16 protein-coding genes are annotated in these 15,979 nt (G+C 47.3%); 4 read left to right on the forward strand and 12 right to left on the reverse strand.

Annotated features, from left to right (window positions below):
* Positions 1-17: 17 nt before the first annotated feature.
* From HXT40_RS05545 to HXT40_RS05575, 7 genes are all read right to left on the reverse strand, one after another.
* Positions 18-626 carry an ECF transporter S component gene (locus tag HXT40_RS05545; protein ID WP_004105192.1) on the reverse strand — a complete coding sequence of 203 codons (609 nt, stop codon included), beginning with the start codon at positions 624-626 and terminating at the stop codon, positions 18-20.
* Positions 627-1,068: 442 nt separating this feature from the next.
* The gene (locus HXT40_RS05550) at positions 1,069-1,842 is read right to left on the reverse strand and encodes a DUF4191 domain-containing protein (protein WP_076003139.1); all 774 of its coding nucleotides are present in this window, start codon (positions 1,840-1,842) and stop codon (positions 1,069-1,071) included.
* Between the two features lie 165 nt (positions 1,843-2,007).
* A complete protein-coding gene (locus HXT40_RS05555) occupies positions 2,008-2,646 on the reverse strand; it encodes a DUF3043 domain-containing protein (RefSeq protein ID WP_004105197.1) in 639 nt (212 codons plus the stop codon).
* A 208-nt stretch (positions 2,647-2,854) separates the two neighbouring features.
* A complete protein-coding gene (locus HXT40_RS05560; protein WP_076002670.1) occupies positions 2,855-4,222 on the reverse strand; it encodes a dipeptidase in 1,368 nt (455 codons plus the stop codon).
* A gap of 151 nt (positions 4,223-4,373) precedes the next feature.
* Positions 4,374-4,925, reverse strand: coding sequence for a low molecular weight protein-tyrosine-phosphatase (locus HXT40_RS05565; RefSeq protein WP_102703393.1), 552 nt, complete (start codon positions 4,923-4,925; stop codon positions 4,374-4,376).
* A gap of 46 nt (positions 4,926-4,971) precedes the next feature.
* A complete protein-coding gene (locus HXT40_RS05570; RefSeq protein WP_116431884.1) occupies positions 4,972-5,607 on the reverse strand; it encodes a dihydrofolate reductase in 636 nt (211 codons plus the stop codon).
* A gap of 44 nt (positions 5,608-5,651) precedes the next feature.
* Positions 5,652-6,524 (reverse strand): thymidylate synthase, encoded by an 873-nt coding sequence (locus HXT40_RS05575; protein WP_102155384.1) that lies wholly within the window; start codon positions 6,522-6,524, stop codon positions 5,652-5,654.
* Between the two features lie 151 nt (positions 6,525-6,675).
* Here HXT40_RS05575 and HXT40_RS05580 point away from each other — a divergent pair, with 151 nt between their 5' ends.
* Together HXT40_RS05580 and HXT40_RS05585 are read left to right on the forward strand one after the other, a co-directional pair.
* Entirely contained in the window at positions 6,676-7,095 is a 420-nt protein-coding gene (locus tag HXT40_RS05580) for an OsmC family protein (RefSeq protein ID WP_103013930.1), read from the forward strand.
* A 122-nt stretch (positions 7,096-7,217) separates the two neighbouring features.
* The gene (locus HXT40_RS05585; RefSeq protein WP_041160472.1) at positions 7,218-8,519 is read left to right on the forward strand and encodes a glycosyltransferase; all 1,302 of its coding nucleotides are present in this window, start codon (positions 7,218-7,220) and stop codon (positions 8,517-8,519) included.
* Positions 8,520-9,187: 668 nt separating this feature from the next.
* Here HXT40_RS05585 and HXT40_RS05590 read toward each other — a convergent pair.
* The 3 genes from HXT40_RS05590 to HXT40_RS05600 all read right to left on the reverse strand — a co-directional run bounded on the left by HXT40_RS05590 (position 9,188) and on the right by HXT40_RS05600 (position 12,336).
* A complete protein-coding gene (locus HXT40_RS05590; protein WP_004105206.1) occupies positions 9,188-10,213 on the reverse strand; it encodes a universal stress protein in 1,026 nt (341 codons plus the stop codon).
* A 141-nt stretch (positions 10,214-10,354) separates the two neighbouring features.
* Complete coding sequence (locus HXT40_RS05595; RefSeq protein WP_288231077.1) at positions 10,355-11,077, reverse strand: C40 family peptidase; 723 nt, start codon at positions 11,075-11,077, stop codon at positions 10,355-10,357.
* A gap of 113 nt (positions 11,078-11,190) precedes the next feature.
* Positions 11,191-12,336 (reverse strand): CHAP domain-containing protein, encoded by a 1,146-nt coding sequence (locus tag HXT40_RS05600; protein ID WP_288231078.1) that lies wholly within the window; start codon positions 12,334-12,336, stop codon positions 11,191-11,193.
* A gap of 185 nt (positions 12,337-12,521) precedes the next feature.
* On the opposite strand from HXT40_RS05600, the gene HXT40_RS05605 reads away from it, so the two are divergent.
* Complete coding sequence (locus tag HXT40_RS05605; protein ID WP_012913907.1) at positions 12,522-12,788, forward strand: DUF2530 domain-containing protein; 267 nt, start codon at positions 12,522-12,524, stop codon at positions 12,786-12,788.
* A gap of 58 nt (positions 12,789-12,846) precedes the next feature.
* Here HXT40_RS05605 and HXT40_RS05610 read toward each other — a convergent pair whose 3' ends face one another.
* A complete protein-coding gene (locus HXT40_RS05610) occupies positions 12,847-14,115 on the reverse strand; it encodes a sensor histidine kinase (protein ID WP_012913906.1) in 1,269 nt (422 codons plus the stop codon).
* A 189-nt stretch (positions 14,116-14,304) separates the two neighbouring features.
* On the opposite strand from HXT40_RS05610, the gene phoU reads away from it, so the two are divergent.
* A complete protein-coding gene (gene phoU / locus HXT40_RS05615) occupies positions 14,305-14,985 on the forward strand; it encodes a phosphate signaling complex protein PhoU (protein ID WP_410310196.1) in 681 nt (226 codons plus the stop codon).
* A gap of 155 nt (positions 14,986-15,140) precedes the next feature.
* Here phoU and HXT40_RS05620 read toward each other — a convergent pair whose 3' ends face one another.
* Positions 15,141-15,881 carry a phosphoglyceromutase gene (locus tag HXT40_RS05620; RefSeq protein WP_004112459.1) on the reverse strand — a complete coding sequence of 247 codons (741 nt, stop codon included), beginning with the start codon at positions 15,879-15,881 and terminating at the stop codon, positions 15,141-15,143.
* Positions 15,882-15,979 lie beyond the last annotated feature (98 nt).

Raw genomic sequence — 15,979 nt, forward strand, 5'->3', positions numbered from 1 at the left:
TCTTAATACGTTATTCGCTATTTTTCGCGTATTTCGCGACCGGACGCAAACTGATCCAACGCGCCGGTCTTAGCGATTCCCACATACAAGAACCACATTAAAACACCAGCAAACACAATTCCGGAAACCACTGTGCTGGCGAAGTATGGAAGACCATACTTGCCGAATACGCTAACAGCCTGTAACTTACCGAGGAAGGTGTAACCCCAGCAACCAATGCCAGTCAATGCGCCGGAAAGAATCATTGTGTTCAAATTCCACTTCTTGTAAGCGAAAATAATGAACGCAATTTCAGCAAACAGACCCTGAACCACTGCAATAGCGAAGGTTTCAGCACCACCCCACTGATTGCCCATCAAAGCTTCGAGCACGCCAGCTACGACTTCAGCGTAAATAGCAGCACCCGGCTTACGCACGATTACTGCGGCCAAAGGAGCAGCGAAGAGCCAAAGACCGTTAATAAGACCTGCAAAACCTGGAAGAATGCTGTTTAGCGCAGTCCATGGAACCTCACTAAAAATGGCAACAACCCAATAAATAAAAGCAGAAACAACGCCAATTACGGAAGCAACTGCGATGTCTGCAACACGCCACTGCATGTTGGACTGATAATTTTCTTCTGACATAAAAATGTGCCTTTCTTGTTACGTGTTGCAATGCGTTACATTGTGCGCAATGCAATATTTTGCGTTACATGTGTACACTACGATGTTGTGCGTCAAACGCGTTACATCGTGATGCGTTACATGCAATACTTTGCGTTACAAAGAAACCTTGCAACACCTCTCCAGGCACGGGAAAAACAGACCTCCGTGCGCCGGTATTACCCGGATTCACGTTCAAGCGGTTTTCTCTCAGCTCTGAATGTTCACGCTTGCATAAGCGAGATAACACAGAGCACCCGTGTCGATTGACGATTGTACGGCACTGCGTCGACGCCAACCCTCCAAACGCGCGCGCTGTGCTGCGCTCAAGCAGGTCGTCGCATCAATAAAAATGTGCGCAAGCGACGAACAAACGCCACTTACGCACGCAACAATAAGGCTAAAACACTAAAATTTACTTAATTTACTTACCGCGCATTGCACGACGGCTGATGCGCTGAGGACGCGTTGGATCGATGCCCTTCGGAATGCCAAATCCACTCTTGCTTTGCAACGTGCGCAAACGCTCATTCAAAATCGCAAGCTCTGTCTTAGTAAGGAAGAATCGGCGGTTCGGATGAATTTTATCGAACAACGCAAACTTGTGCTTCACAGGCTGTAGCGTCTTCGAGCGCAACACCTTTCCGCGCAATTCTTTAAGCTTCACCTGATTTTCGCCATTACCAACAGCAATACGGTATACAGGTATATTAGATCCGGCAGTAACGCTTTTAATAGCGTGCTCCTGTCGATCCATAGCATGCATTAAACGCTCGTAATTACCCTCACCAACGAGGAAAATTCCGTTAAAACCAGTGCCTCGCCAAAGCGCATCCTTCGTGCGCGCGTCCACCCACACAGGCTGCTGCGGAAAAGTAAAACCGCCCTTATTAATCGCAGAAATAATGCCAGCAGCCGCACCCGGGCGACCTTCCAACTTTGCGTAACCAACTTTATCTGCGCGCTTCGTAAGTACAACAGTAAACAGCAGCAAACCAAGCATCGCCGCTGTAATAAGCATCATAATCCACATCAAAATGGACCAACGAGATACAATTCCAAGAATTACAGCAACCAAAATCGGTGCAGCAAACGCGCAAGACAACCACAAAGGCAGCTGCTTATCGTCAGAATGCGTGTACTTATAAATACGTATAATCTGCGAGAACATGCCCTGCTTTTTCTTAGGCTTCTTCATACCTTGCGTCGCGCCCTGAGACGCGCCTTGCGATTTGCTTTGTGCTTTATCTTGTGCCATGCGTTTACCCCATGATATTCGCGTTATTTTGAGTATCTCAAATAATAATAGTAGCTTGTGCAAATATTAATAAATTTGCACTTACTTGTGCACTTACTTTTACACTTACTTCGGCCAGTTACCACGCTTTGCGCTACTCGGCTTAGGCAAACGCCAGCGACGAAGCTGCATAGCGCGGCTGAATGCATACATGCCGGAACGCGATTTGCGCGACACAGCCACATCACCAAAACGACGAATCAGCTCCTTACGCAACTTACGCCACATAACAAACATGTCAATTACAGATGCAAACAAATACGCGTACAAGAACACTGCAAAAACAAAATAAACAATCACAAATTTAGATAGCGCAAACAAGCAAATCATAATCAGCACTGCAACTGGTATGAAAAACTCGCCAATATTAATTCGAGCATCCACGTAATCGCGAATATACACACGCCACGGAAGCTGCTCAATTTTTGGCATATGCGCCAAATCGCCAGTGCGCATTGCGTTGTATTGCAAATTCTCAGATTCGCGAAGACGAGCGCGTGCGCGTTTTGCACTTTCCTTGCGATCTGCCGGCACTAGTGGACGAAGCTTTTGCGCCTGAGCAGCGTTGCGCTTAGGAGTTGGCGCGTTTTTTTCGCGAGATTTCGTCGCTACGGACGATTCTGCATCCGCTACTTTCTTTTGCAACGAAGGAGTAGACGCGCCCTCATTATTGGCAGTTTTCTTTGCAAATGGATTCCATGTCATGTTTGCAGATTACTCAACAGACTAGACGCATGCAGACGCGGCGGAAACGGCAGAAAATTTACAGTAACGTAAAATTTCGGTCGAGAATCGCCACAAAAACGGCAGAAACTTTACGCGCATGTAAAGAAAAAGGGGTACATATCAAAAAACGGCAGAAACTTTACAGCGTTGCAAAGTTTATGCCGCCTTCGCGCAAAATTAGCCAGAATTACTCGCCCAATCGATCCAAAAGCAGCGCTTCCGTCACAATATTTCCGCGCAAACCAGAAAGCGAAATCGACTCGTTCGGGCTGTGTGCATTAGACTTAGGGTCTTCCGGACCCGTCACCAGCACCTGCGCCTTCGGGAAGATGCGCTGAAGCTCAGGAATAAACGGAATCGAGCCGCCCTCGCCCTTGTTTACCGGCTCCACGCCGAAAGCATCGCGCATAGAAGCGAGCGCATCCTTCGTTGCAACAGCATCCGGATCCATTGCCCAACCCATGCCGTTATCAATCGGCTCTGCAGTAACTTCCGCACCAAAAGGCGCGTGAGATACCAAGAAGTCACACAACGCTTTTTGCGCTTCTTCCGGACGCTGCGAAGGCGCGGTACGAAGCGAAAGACGCAACTTAGTTTCGTGCGCAATCACATTAAAACTGCCCTCAACAGGATGTGCGTCCATGCCGATTACCGTCAGGCTTGGCTTAGTCCACATGCGCGCGGCGAGAGAACCGGTGCCTGCAAGCTTATAAGAATCGACCACGGAAGCGTCGGCGCGCACTTGTGCTTCGTCCAAATCGCGCTGCAAACCGCCAACCGGTTCCTGTGCTTCAATTCCAGGAACTGCCAAGTCGCCAGCTTCGTTGTAAAGCGAGGCAATAAGCATGGAAGCGAGCGTGTAAGCGTCCAAAATCGGACCGCCAAACTGTCCAGAATGCACTTGATGACCAAGTACTTTAACCCTTACATCCACGTCGGTATTTCCACGCAAACTCGTTGTAAGACTTGGGATTTCGGCGGACCAATTGCCGGAGTCGGCAACGATAATTACGTCGGATTCGAACTCGTCTTTATGCGATTCAATGAACGGGATGAAGCTTGGCGAGCCCATTTCTTCTTCGCCTTCGATGAAAACCTTAATATTTACGCGCAAATCGTCGCTTAGTGCGCGCAAAGCTCCGTAGTGAATTGCGATTCCGCCGCCGTCGTCAGCTGAGCCGCGTCCGTAGAGGCGACCGTCGCGCTCTGTGCCTTCAAATGGGTTTGTGTTCCACTCGGATGGGTCCGGAACAGGCTGCACATCGTGATGCGCGTACAGCAAAACCGTTGGCGCACTTGGGTTTACGATACGAGAGCCGACCACTTCAAAAGCCCCCGGAGTGCCGTCCGGATTCGTGGACTGCTCAACGCGCGCGTCAATACCAACCTCACGCAATACCCCAGCCACGTATTGCGCGGACTTTTGCATATGCTCGCCGGCAATACCCTTAGCAGAAACCGCAGCCAGCGAAATCTTCTTATTCAACACGGAAACTACATCATTCCAGGCGTTTTGCACGCGAGCGCGCACGTCTTCGACAGCCAAACCTGCCATAAATCCTCCCAACTAAAAGTAACAGAGCGGTAATTGATACCTGTAAAACTATACCTACAAATTTAAACTATGTCCGCAAACACGAGGAAACGCTCGCACTATAAGTGCTCGCTTATAGCGCGAACGTTACCTCACATTTGGAGCGCTTACTTTAGTTAACCCTCTCAATGCGAGCAGCAACCCAATCAACTATGTAAGGCGCGCACTGCTCAACCTGATCCATCGCAACTTCGAACTCGCGAGGACCTCCGTACCACGGATCAGCCAAGTCAAGCAACATCTCGCGACCAGGCTGCGGTTTAGGGAGCGACGGATCAAACGCGCGATACATATGCACAAGTTCGCGCTTTTGCGGCGGCAACAAACGCAAAAGCGAGCGCATATGCGAAGCCGTCATAGGCAAAAACAGGTTCGTTTCCGCAATCTCATCCGCTTCAATTCGATGCGCAAAATGCGAAGCAGGAAGCCCATATCCGCGCTTAGTTAATTCCCTTTGCGCGCGACGGTCAATCGGATTTCCGTACTCTTCGTCGCTTACACCACTGGAACGCACGGCAACAACGTCACCCAATCCCCTCAATTGAAACTCGTTGCGCAACACAATTTCCGCCATTGGCGAGCGACAAATATTACCTGTGCAAACCGTCATAACAGTGTATGGGCGACGCGCGTCGACCTTGATTTTGCTTGATTCTTCAGTCATATTTCCTCGTTTATTTTGCTGTCTCGTTTACTTTGCGATTTCTCGTTTACTGAGCAGGCTCATATACCATAAACCGGTATCGTGCAGGATTGCTTTCGCTACCAACTTTCAGCGGCGCTTCCTCAAACTCGCCTTCGCGCGCAACATGCCATTTTCCTGCATCAACTAATGCATGAATATTCGGAGCAAATGTGTCCGCTGCAACTTTCGCTTCAATTTGCGTTACGTAAGCTGCGTCTGCGTGATAATTCGCAAGCATTTCGCGCAAAATCGCAGCTCCGCCAATAACCCAGATTGCTCGTCCGTCTAAAGGCGAGTCTTGAGATACGCTTTCCTGACTTTCCAGCACTTCCCTATTTTCCAGCCATTCGCGCGCATAATCTAAAGCCGCATCAATGCTAGTAAAACTACGCGCTCTATCCGCCACAAAATCAGGATTATGCGTAACAACAATATTTTCGCGCCCCGGAAGCGGACGGAATTTCGGCGGCGTCGCATCCCATGTACCGCGACCCATAATCACAGGGCAACCGATAGTCATCGCCTTAAAATAGCGCAAATCCGGCGAAAGTCGCCACGGCATGCCTCCGTTTACGCCCATCGCGCCGGGCCTGCCGTCCAAACCAAAAGCCTCGCCCCAAATCAGTCGCACAGGGAAATTATGTGACACGCTGTTTGCCATATACGCACCTCACACGCTAAATCAAGCAAAATAATTCGCAATTATCACACAGCAACCGGCGCTTTAATCGTCGGATGATGCTTGTAATCAATCACCTTAAAATCGCTGTAATCGTAGTCAAAAATCGAATCCGCCTTACGAATTTCAAGCTGCGGATACGGGTATGGCTCGCGCGAAAGCTGCTCAAGCACCTGCTCAACGTGATTGTCGTAAATATGGCAGTCGCCGCCCGTCCACACGAACTCACCCGGCTCCAAACCTGCCTGCTGAGCCATCATCATCGTCAAAAGCGAGTAGGACGCAATGTTAAACGGCACGCCGAGGAACATATCGCAAGAACGCTGGTAAAGCTGGCACGAAAGCTTGCCGTCGGCAACGTAGAACTGGAAAAGCGAGTGGCATGGTGGCAACGCCATATGCTCAACTTCCGCAGGATTCCAAGCGCTAACAATCATGCGGCGAGAATCTGGGTGATTCTTCATAAGATCCAGAACGTTTGCGATTTGGTCGATTGTGCGGTTTGGATTTTCCGCTGTCGGAGCCGGCCAACTCCTCCACTGCACGCCGTAAACAGGGCCCAAATCGCCGTTTTCGTCCGCCCACTCGTCCCAAATATGAACGCCGTTTTCTTGCAACCAACGCACATTACTCGAGCCTTTAAGGAACCAAAGCAGCTCGTACGCAAGTCCTTTGAAAAACACGGTTTTCGTGGTAATCAGCGGGAAGTATTTGCTAATATCGAAGCGAATTTGCTGACCAAAAAGTGAGATTGTGCCAGTGCCGGTGCGATCTGATTTTAAAGTGCCTTCCGTAAGGATTTTTCGCACTAAATCCTCGTAAGGAGTTGGGATGCTGGAAAGCGGTTTTTGTGGTACGCGCGCGCGAATTGCGGCAAGTTCTTCTTCTGTTAAAGCCATGCTGCCATGTTAACAAAGTGCTAATAAATTTAAAGAATCGCGCTCGTAAAACCATATGCCTACCGCGCAAAACGCTAACTTCTGCAATTGAACGCAAAGTTACAATCCTTACGATAACATGAACAAATACGACTACAGCAAAGGAGCAAAAATGTCTAGAAGATTATGGGTAGAGCGCAACGAGGACGGCACTTGGGAAGCACACAGCGACGACGGTGTGAGCTTGAAGTTTGGTCACGGCGAAGGCATGTTCAACCCGGTTGAATTAATGCAAATCGCTTTAGCCGGCTGCACCGCGCTTAGCAGCCAGTACGCGGCTGAGCAGGCGGTTGGCGAAGGTGCCGGCGCGCGAGTTGTGGTAAACGGCACGTACGACGCGGAAGAAGGCACGTACTTGCGTTTTCAAGAAGACGTCACTCTTGACGCAACTTGCGCAAAACCTGCACTCAGCCAGGAAGATGCGGCCGCGCTTAAAGAGCGCATGGAACGTCATATTTCCAGGGGTTGCACGGTTAAGCATACGCTCGAAAATGGGGCGAAAGTAAGCGTAAACGTTACGGTTCGACGCTAGGATAAGCCAAAAGTCGCGAAAAATCACACTAAACTTGCACTAAACTTGCACTAAAATTCACCACGTGTGGCACAATTGAGTACACAAGATATTTGCGCAATAATGACGCTACGCATGCATGTATGCAACCGGAGGAAACTTTGAAAATCGCTATTTTTACAGAAACGTATCCACCGTACATAAATGGCGTCGCAACACAGTCTTACATGCTCAAAAAGATGTATGAAGAGCTCGGGCATGAAGTGCTAGTAGTCACGGTCGGCTCCGAAAAACAGCGCAAAACCAAGCTTGAAGATGGAGTTGTTTACGTTCCAGGCATATTGCTTAAAAAGCTTTACAAATACCGCGTTGCCCTTCCGATTGGTCACATGCGAAAGCAGCTGCCGCTTAAATTTAAGCCGGACGTTATTCATATTCAAAACGAATTTGGTATTGGCGAAATCGGCTTGGAAGTAGCAAAAAAAGAGCATATTCCCGTTATTTATACGCTTCACACGGAATACGATAAATTCCTGTTTTACATTGGCTTAAAGCATTTTACTGAGTTCTCTCGCAATATTTCGGCGAAATATTTTATGCGATTCTCGAAAAATGCCACAATTATTACGAGCATGTCTCCTAAAGCACAGGCATATATTGACCGTCAGAAGGTTGATAAAAAAGTGATTGTGCTGAATAACGCTGTGGAATATAAAAAGTTCCTACCAACACCTGAACGACTTGCATTCCGCAAAGCTTTCCGCGAAAAATATGGCGTTTCTGACTCTACTAAGCTGTTTGTTTTCGTTGGTAGAATCGGTGCTGAAAAAAATATTTCAGAATTAATTGACAACTTTATGTATTGCGATTTTCCTCGCGAAAAAGCGCGCTTATTTGTTATTGGCGGCGGTCCTGATTTGGAATCGTTGCGCAAGCGCGTGGCAGATAATGGTTTTGACGACAGAATTTGCTTGCTTGGGCCTATTGCTCACACGGAAATTCCAAAGTATTTGCACGCAATGGACTACTACACAACCGCATCACTTTCCGAAATGCACTCACTTTCGATGTTAGAAGCAATGGCTTCCGGTCTGTTTGCGCTTGTAAAGCATGATGTACCGAATGAGAAGCAGATTATCAGCGGTCAAAACGGGTATCAGTGGGATACTAAGGAAGATTTTAAAACTGTTTTTAGTAAAGTTTTGAATATGAGCGAGACTGAGCAGGCTCAGCTTAAGGCGAACGTGCTCGAGTATTCGAAAAATAACGATTTTAAGAGCCAAGCACTTGAGCTGCTTAAGATTTACAAGCGCGCAATCGAGATGAACAAAGAGAAGCTCGCTGAAAAGAAAGCTAAGCGAGATGCCAGACGCGCGCGTTTTATGCTGAAAAAGCGCGAGAATACTGAAGCGGAGTCGCAAGAGCCGCAAAAGCCGCAAGACTAGATGACCTGCGCGCTCCAAATGTGGGATAAAATCCCCGGCAAATGTGGTCAGCTTCGGCAAAACCAACAACAAACGCCAGTAAAAACTCCGGCAAATGTTTCACTACGCCGGTCTTCAGACACGCGCGCAGCGCGACGACCTGCTTTCGCGCTGCGATTTTAGCGCGCGAAGGCAATTCGGAGCGGAAACTCGCTTAAGTTGGAAGTCCAGTGGACTTCCAACGCGAGTTTCGCGCGCGAGCGTAATCAGCGCGAGCGCAATCTGCACGAATGTCTCAAAACAAGCAAAATGAGACCCTAACGCAGTACGCAATCTGCACTAATGTCCGAAAACAACCAAACAGAGACAATAACGCAGTAACTCATCTGCACCAGTGTCTCAAAATGGGCAAAATGAGACACGCGCGCAGAAAGCAAGTCAACGCTAGTAATTCAGTGCTCAAGCAGGTCGTCAGCGCACACAAAACACAACCTAGTTTCTAAAGCATAACCACACAAATCTGTCCTGCCTTCGTCAATCGAGACGAAGGCAGACCTCGCTTGCGTTGAAAGCACACCGTGCTTTCAACCCTAAGCAAGCTCGGCGCTCCGAGTTGCTTTCGCGCGCGCTGTGCTGCGCTCAAGCAGGTCGTCGCAGCAACGCGAGCGTTATCCCAAGCAGTCGTTGCATTATCGCAGCGGATCGATTGTTTGTTCAATCTCCTTAGCAGCTTCTTTACCAGCCTTCGGCACATCAACCTCATGCACTCCGGAAATATCGTCAATAGACGCTTCAGAATGCTGCTTTTGCGCTGCCGCAACCTGAGCTGCACTAAATTCCACATACTTGCGCGGCACAACGTACACAGGCCTCGAAGAATGCTGCAACAATCCCTGGCTAATCGAGCCAAGCAGCAAACCGGTAAAGCCACCGCGACCGCGAGAACCAACAACCACAAGATCATGATTCAAACTAGCTTGAGTCAAAGCTTCAACAGCAGAACCAGGCACAACAGTTCGATGAATTTGCAAATCCGGCAAACGCTGCAAAATTGGCTTCACGCGCTCCTCAAGATCCTCCATGTACGAGCCCATAACAGCGGTATCGCCCTCAGCACCTTGCACTCTTGGCACTGCAGAAATAACATCAAGCTCAGCATGCCAGCTATCCGCCAAATCAGCCGCAATTTCAAGAGCTTTAAGCCCCCACTTCGACTCGTCAGAGCCAACAGCCACACGCGTAATCGTATTATTCAAATGAATACGCTGACCGTCATCGTCAGTGTAAGGCACAACCACAATTGGGCAATACGCATAAGCTGGAAGCGAAGAACTAGTTGTGCCGAGCAAACGCTCTGCCAAGCCACCTTTGCCGCGATTGCCAATCACAATAAGCTGATAGTTACGAGAAAGCTCCACGAAAACCGAAGAAGGATCGCCCGTAACAATTAGCGTAGTCGCGTCAACACCCTGCTCAAGAGCAACAGCTTTTGCTTTAGATAGAATTTCTTGTGCATCGTGATGAGCTGCATTATCGTCACCAATCGCAGTGTAAGTGGCATCAAAAGAAACAGCAGCATAACTCGGCAACGAATAAGCGCAAACAATTTGCAATTGCAACCCAGCATGCTTTGCGTAATTTGCAGCCCACCAAACCGCTTTATAGCTCGCGTGCGAGCCGTCAACTCCAACCAATACAGCTTTTTCTGGGATCATTGCCAACCTCCTCATACTTGCACTTGCGACAGCAGCGTCACTCGCGCACAACTTGTAAATACTATTGTAGCGTAATTTTAGATTGAGTGTTGGCCAGTTTTGCGATATATGACTACAGAAACTCTACAGAAGCTATAGAAACTACAGAACGCGACGAATAGAGTATCCGCCTGGGAACACGCAGCGGATAGGATCGTACTTAGTGCCAGCAAGCTGCGAATTAATTACCATGCCGTTACCAACATAAATAGAAGCATGCTGCGCATTCGCGATAATATCTCCAGGCTGCGCTTGAGCCAAACTTGGGATTGGGGTTCCAACAGTTGCCTGCGCTCCAGAAGTACGAGGCAAAGAAACACCAACACTAGCAAAAACATACTGCACAAAACCGGAGCAATCCCATCCAGCAGGAGTATTGCCACCACTACGATACGGAACTTTGCCTAAGAATTGAGTAGCAAAATTCAAAAGAGAGACAACAGACTTACCGTCAGGAGGAACTACAGAAGCAAGAGGAACCTGCTCAGCACCACTGCGGAAACCAGAACGGCTTGCAGCGGCATTTCCAGCAAAAGCACGGCGTGCCGTTTCAGCAGCTTGTTCGCTAGGAGTCTTAGTTTGAGGTACATTCAAGCTTTCTATACCACCCCAATGGGAATTTGCGTCGACATCAGTAGAAGTAGATTCAGTTAAAATATCGCGACGCACATTCGTCACCTTTGGAAATGCGCGCGTAGAAGTGACAGCTGAGTCGGAAAGCTCATGCGAAGATTCTGCCATGGCGAATGGCACCATAACAGTAAGCATTGAAGCTGCAGCGGCAGCTGATACAAAAACTGAGAAAATTCTACTTTGTTTTAGCATACTTTCCGTAGTGTATCATCTGGGTATTACATACGAGAAAAATAGCAACGCCAGTAATAAGCAAACTAATTTTAGCAAACCAGCTCTAGTAACGAAACTTCAGTAATGCAGCTTTAGTAATGAATAAACTGATATTGAGAAACTTCCTTAGCGTCAAACTTGCGCGAGAAAGTTCGTCCTTGGTAAGAAGCGCCACATTCAGAAGTTTCAATAGAACCGTCTGAATTAATTTTTTCAACAACTGCAACGTGCCCATAGAATGGATCAGAACCAGCCTGACCCGAGCGGAACACCATGATATCGCCAACATGACGAGCGGAATTATCTACCCAATAGCCAAGACTGCGCGCAGAATCAGCCCACATATTTCCGTTGCCAAAATGCGAGCCAACAGGCAAACCTAACTGATGGCGGCGAATATACACCCACCACGTGCACTGGCTGAACTCATACGCGTTACCGGTATCCCCAGTTGCGTGATTTGGATTAAAGCCCTTCGGCAAAACGTCAAAGTCTTTATCTATCAACAAAGCAACCTTAGGATTATTCGCAGCAGAACGCGACATTTCCGCAATATTAAAGCCTGAATCAGAACCTAAATTCCACGAATCAGACTTCGAAGATATAGTAGAAAAAGTGCCAGGTTGTACTGAATTAGCAACCTTACTGGCTAAGTTTTTATGCTTCGAATCCGAGCGGGCAGAACTATTTTCATTCGCGCTATTTGCAGCATCAGCAGAATCCGCATTATGCAATTTCTTAGCAGCATTCTCAATAGAGTCAACAGTGTTATTAATAGTCGCCATAGGATCAAGAGACTCACGCTGGCTAGAACGCGAAACTGTTGAAGATGCGTCGCCAACTGCAGTCATAGACGGCTCAAATTCGGAAGCGCGAGAAGCAAAACTATTAACCTTAGTTAAAGCCATAGTAGCTGCAACAGTACCAACCATTGCAACAAGAGAAGCCGAAAGTATTACATTGCGACGACGTTCATTAGCAAGCTTAGACAACCTAAGCGCGCGCCTGCTTTGAGGAACAAGCTCCTGTAAACGCTCAGAAACAGCTTCTGGAAGCTCTACAACAGCACCATTGCTAGTAGCAACCGCAGCCAAACGCTCACTAACACGATTAGTCTGAACAGAACGCATACCGCGCACACTATGCGCACCATGCGCACCATGCTGAGCTACAAACAGCGAAAGCGGCGAATCACCACGCCTCTTTGCTTTTGTGGCACCATGTGCAGCATGTCTCATACTAATCACTTTCTTATGTTAAACGTGGAACGCAGCGCACAAACGCTACACCCCCAACTGACTTTCCTTCAATCTTCTATGTGAAAGGTTACAACGTGGTTAGGATGTAAGAAACGCACACAACCTAAATCCGCCAATTTTCGCGCTTAAGCTGCACTTGTCACACTTAGACTTCGGTAAGTTGTATGGTTGGAAGTATGAAATTCGCACCTATAGTTAATCCTGATGCACGAAAAGCAGCGCCGAAACCGCTGCAAGTTGATTTGCGAAAGGTTTTTTCTATAGGAACGATCGCGTGGTTAGTCGCAACAATAATTGCGCTTATTGTTGCATTATTGCATATTACAACTTGGTTTCCTGTGTTGTTTTGCGCATCGGGAACAATTATTGGCGTTCTGCTATTAATTTGGGAACATTTTGACCGCTGGGATTATAGGCGTTTAGGAAAATAGTTTATTGCTGATTTGCTAACTTACCGCTAACTTTCCTACTTGCTGAATTATTTACTACTTATTTATTTACAATTGGTAGCGCAAAACTTACGGTAGTACCCTGCCCTGGCATGCTCCAAAGAGTAATATTTCCGTGGTGTGTAAGTGCCACATGCTTAGCAATTGCAAGCCCTAAACCTACGCCATCCTGGCTTTGACTATTTTGATTATTCGCACGATAGAATCGTTCAAAAATTCGCGACTGATCTTGCAAATCAATGCCAACTCCGCGATCTACAACACGAATCACAGCGTATTGACCATCTGTTGAAAGTGACACAGATAGCGAAACTGTAGAATTTTTTGGAGAATACGTAATTGCATTCTCAACTAATTTCCGCACTGCAGCTTGAATTTGCGAAATTTCACCGCGCACGCATAGGTGCGAATCGACTTTTGACACGACGCGTACGCAACAATCCTTAGCAAACGCAGCAACTTGATTTTGCACATACGACAAAACATCATTCAAAGAAAATACTTGCGCAGAATCTAAATCAATAGGATTTTGAGCGCGAACCAGCCATAACAAATCTTCAAGCATGTGCTCAAGTTTCTTGGAAGATTTACCGGCAATTTGCGCAATATCTTTAATTTTTTGCGCAGATACCTGTTCGTTTTGCAAAACTTTCGTAAGCTGAGTTAAGTTGCGAGTAGATCGCATTAACTGCTCAGAAACGTTGGAAATAAAGTCGTCGCGAGTTTGCGCAAAACGGTGAGCTGCACTCGTATCCTCAATAATTACAACTACAATACCGCCTCCAATGCTTCCAGCCGTAACAGTAAGCCAATTAGGGCGCGAAACAGTGGTTGACTCTTGAGGATTTGCGGTTATTGACACATAACGCTCAGGGGTCGAAGTAACCAAAGAGAAGCGCTCGAATCCGCCAGAAGCGCGTACGGAATTAACAGCTTGAAGAACGCGAGGCTGACATAGCGAATCATCGCTAACAACACCTAGCAAATAAGCTTCAGAACTTGCGCGAATTACGTCATTGTTGGCATCAATGACAACAGTTGGCATGTCGAGCATTGCCAAAACTTGGGACGCGTCGTCGCTGATGTCGTCGCTTGCGTTGTCGCTGATGTCGTCGGTTATGTCGTCGCTTTCGTCATACTTTGCGCCATACCTTGCGCCACGAATATAATTAAACGCTCGCTTAAAAAGACGCAAAACTGTAGAAAACCAATCAGACATCAACACACACAACGAAAGCACAACGCACAACGCAAGCACGCCGAAAGCAACAAATACAACGATCACAACCGCAGAAGAACCTTGAGGCATACTCCTATAATCTCATATTTTGCGCGCTTTTGTAACTATGCAACTAAAAAGCGGCAGAAACTTTACACGGCTGTAAAGTTTCGGTCGCTTCGTTACCAGCGTCGTCTATAATTACATAGGATGCCTGACTTATAGCGACGTGCAAACTAGGCGTTCAAATAAACTCACAGCACTGAGAAAGGACGCACCATGCGAGTAATTTTCAACGAAGAAATGAAGGCGATTGCTTCAAACATCGAACGCATGGCAGAACTTGTAGCAAAAGCTATGAACGATGCTGGAAGCGCGCTTTTAAACGCGGATTTGGAAGCTGCTCAAACTGTTATCGATAAAGACGCAAACTTAGACGCTTTAGAAGCAAACACTATTGACCAATGCTTGACTTTGCTTGCTCGTCAAAACCCTGTGGCAACGGACTTGCGCGAAGTTGTAGCTACAATGCGATTAGCTGCAACGTTTGAACGCATGGGCGATTTAACAAGTCATATCGCTCAAATTACTAGACGAACCTGGCCTGAATCTGCTATTGCACAAGAAGGACGCGAAACTATTGTTGCAATGGTTGATTTCTTGCGCGAACTGTCAGGTCACTTAACGACCATGGTTGCAAATCGCGATGTGCAAATGGCGGAAACTATTATTGCTGGCGACGATGCACTCGACAAATTGCACGAGAAGATTTTTGAGCTGGTAGAAGGCGAAAATTGGAAGGGTACACGCAGGCAGTTAATTGATGTCGTTCTACTTAGCCGCTTTATTGAGCGAATTGGAGACCATTGCGTTGCCGTCGCAAGGCAAATTGTGTTTATTGTTTCCGGATTCGATCCGTCCAAGAAACCAGAGCCAGATAAAGACACTGTTGTAGCGTAACGCGGTTACAGCAAAACACGCTACGCAATTTCAAGTTGCCCAAAGTGCGCATGAAAATAAAAGTAAACAAAAAGTAGGTTTGCAAATTAATTGCAAACCTACTTTTATTTTAAAAGCTAACTTAAGCGCTTCAAAAAGCCAGCTTAATCAGAATCTCACTTCTGACCCTGAGCAGCCACGGCAGCAGCACCAGCAGCAGCAGCTTCTGGATCCAAATACTCACCGCGAGGCTTGATTGGCTTGAAGTTTTCATCCAACTCGTAAAGCAGAGGAATAGCGGTTGGAATGTTCACCTTGGAAATCTCTTCCTCGCTCAAGTTATCGAGCATCTTAACGATTGCGCGCAAGCTATTGCCGTGAGCAGCAATCATTACAGTCTTGCCGGACTTAAGCTCTGGAATAATATCCGACTCCCAGTAAGGAGTTACGCGAGTCACGACGTTTGCCAAAGCTTCAGTTTCTGGAACTGGATCGCCTGCGTAACGAGGATCATTCGTCTGAGAATACTCATCGTTCGGATCAATCTCAGGAGGTGGAGTTGCGTAAGAACGACGCCAAATCATGAACTTCTCATCGCCATATTCCTGACGAATCTCAGACTTGTTCTTACCTTGCAAAGCACCATAATGACGCTCGTTTAAACGCCAGCTACGACGAACTGGAATCCAAAGGCGGTCGGCTGCATCAAGCGCGTAATTCGCGGTATTGATAGCACGACGAAGCAAAGAAGTGAACACGATGTCTGGAAGAACATTCTTCTCTTTAAGAAGCTCGCCACCATGCTTAGCTTCCTCAACACCCTGCTCAGTCAGCGGTACATCAACCCAACCAGTGAACTGATTGGTCTTATTCCATGCGCTCTGACCATGTCGGAGCAATACTAATTTATATGTCATAGTTACCTAGTCTATTCGTTTCGTACGACTACTTACAAAAAGTAAACAAACACGAAAAATTTAATCAAAAAAGTCGCCGAACACTAAAATAGCATTCA

Origin of the sequence: Gardnerella sp. DNF01180P, from assembly GCF_049244205.1 — a bacterium.
Lineage (GTDB): Bacteria > Actinomycetota > Actinomycetes > Actinomycetales > Bifidobacteriaceae > Bifidobacterium > Bifidobacterium swidsinskii.

Excerpts from the sequence above, each read along its gene's own strand:
- HXT40_RS05545 (WP_004105192.1), bottom strand. The coding sequence starts at position 626 with ATGTCAGAAGAAAATTATCAGTCCAACATGCAGTGGCGTGTTGCAGAC.
- HXT40_RS05550 (WP_076003139.1), bottom strand. The coding sequence starts at position 1,842 with ATGAAGAAGCCTAAGAAAAAGCAGGGCATGTTCTCGCAGATTATACGT.
- HXT40_RS05555 (WP_004105197.1), bottom strand. The coding sequence starts at position 2,646 with ATGACATGGAATCCATTTGCAAAGAAAACTGCCAATAATGAGGGCGCG.
- HXT40_RS05560 (WP_076002670.1), bottom strand. The coding sequence starts at position 4,222 with ATGGCAGGTTTGGCTGTCGAAGACGTGCGCGCTCGCGTGCAAAACGCC.
- HXT40_RS05565 (WP_102703393.1), bottom strand. The coding sequence starts at position 4,925 with ATGACTGAAGAATCAAGCAAAATCAAGGTCGACGCGCGTCGCCCATAC.
- HXT40_RS05570 (WP_116431884.1), bottom strand. The coding sequence starts at position 5,607 with ATGGCAAACAGCGTGTCACATAATTTCCCTGTGCGACTGATTTGGGGC.
- HXT40_RS05575 (WP_102155384.1), bottom strand. The coding sequence starts at position 6,524 with ATGGCTTTAACAGAAGAAGAACTTGCCGCAATTCGCGCGCGCGTACCA.
- HXT40_RS05580 (WP_103013930.1), top strand. The coding sequence starts at position 6,676 with ATGTCTAGAAGATTATGGGTAGAGCGCAACGAGGACGGCACTTGGGAA.
- HXT40_RS05585 (WP_041160472.1), top strand. The coding sequence starts at position 7,218 with ATGCAACCGGAGGAAACTTTGAAAATCGCTATTTTTACAGAAACGTAT.
- HXT40_RS05590 (WP_004105206.1), bottom strand. The coding sequence starts at position 10,213 with ATGATCCCAGAAAAAGCTGTATTGGTTGGAGTTGACGGCTCGCACGCG.
- HXT40_RS05595 (WP_288231077.1), bottom strand. The coding sequence starts at position 11,077 with ATGCTAAAACAAAGTAGAATTTTCTCAGTTTTTGTATCAGCTGCCGCT.
- HXT40_RS05600 (WP_288231078.1), bottom strand. The coding sequence starts at position 12,336 with ATGAGACATGCTGCACATGGTGCCACAAAAGCAAAGAGGCGTGGTGAT.
- HXT40_RS05605 (WP_012913907.1), top strand. The coding sequence starts at position 12,522 with ATGGTTGGAAGTATGAAATTCGCACCTATAGTTAATCCTGATGCACGA.
- HXT40_RS05610 (WP_012913906.1), bottom strand. The coding sequence starts at position 14,115 with ATGCCTCAAGGTTCTTCTGCGGTTGTGATCGTTGTATTTGTTGCTTTC.
- phoU (WP_410310196.1), top strand. The coding sequence starts at position 14,305 with ATGCGAGTAATTTTCAACGAAGAAATGAAGGCGATTGCTTCAAACATC.
- HXT40_RS05620 (WP_004112459.1), bottom strand. The coding sequence starts at position 15,881 with ATGACATATAAATTAGTATTGCTCCGACATGGTCAGAGCGCATGGAAT.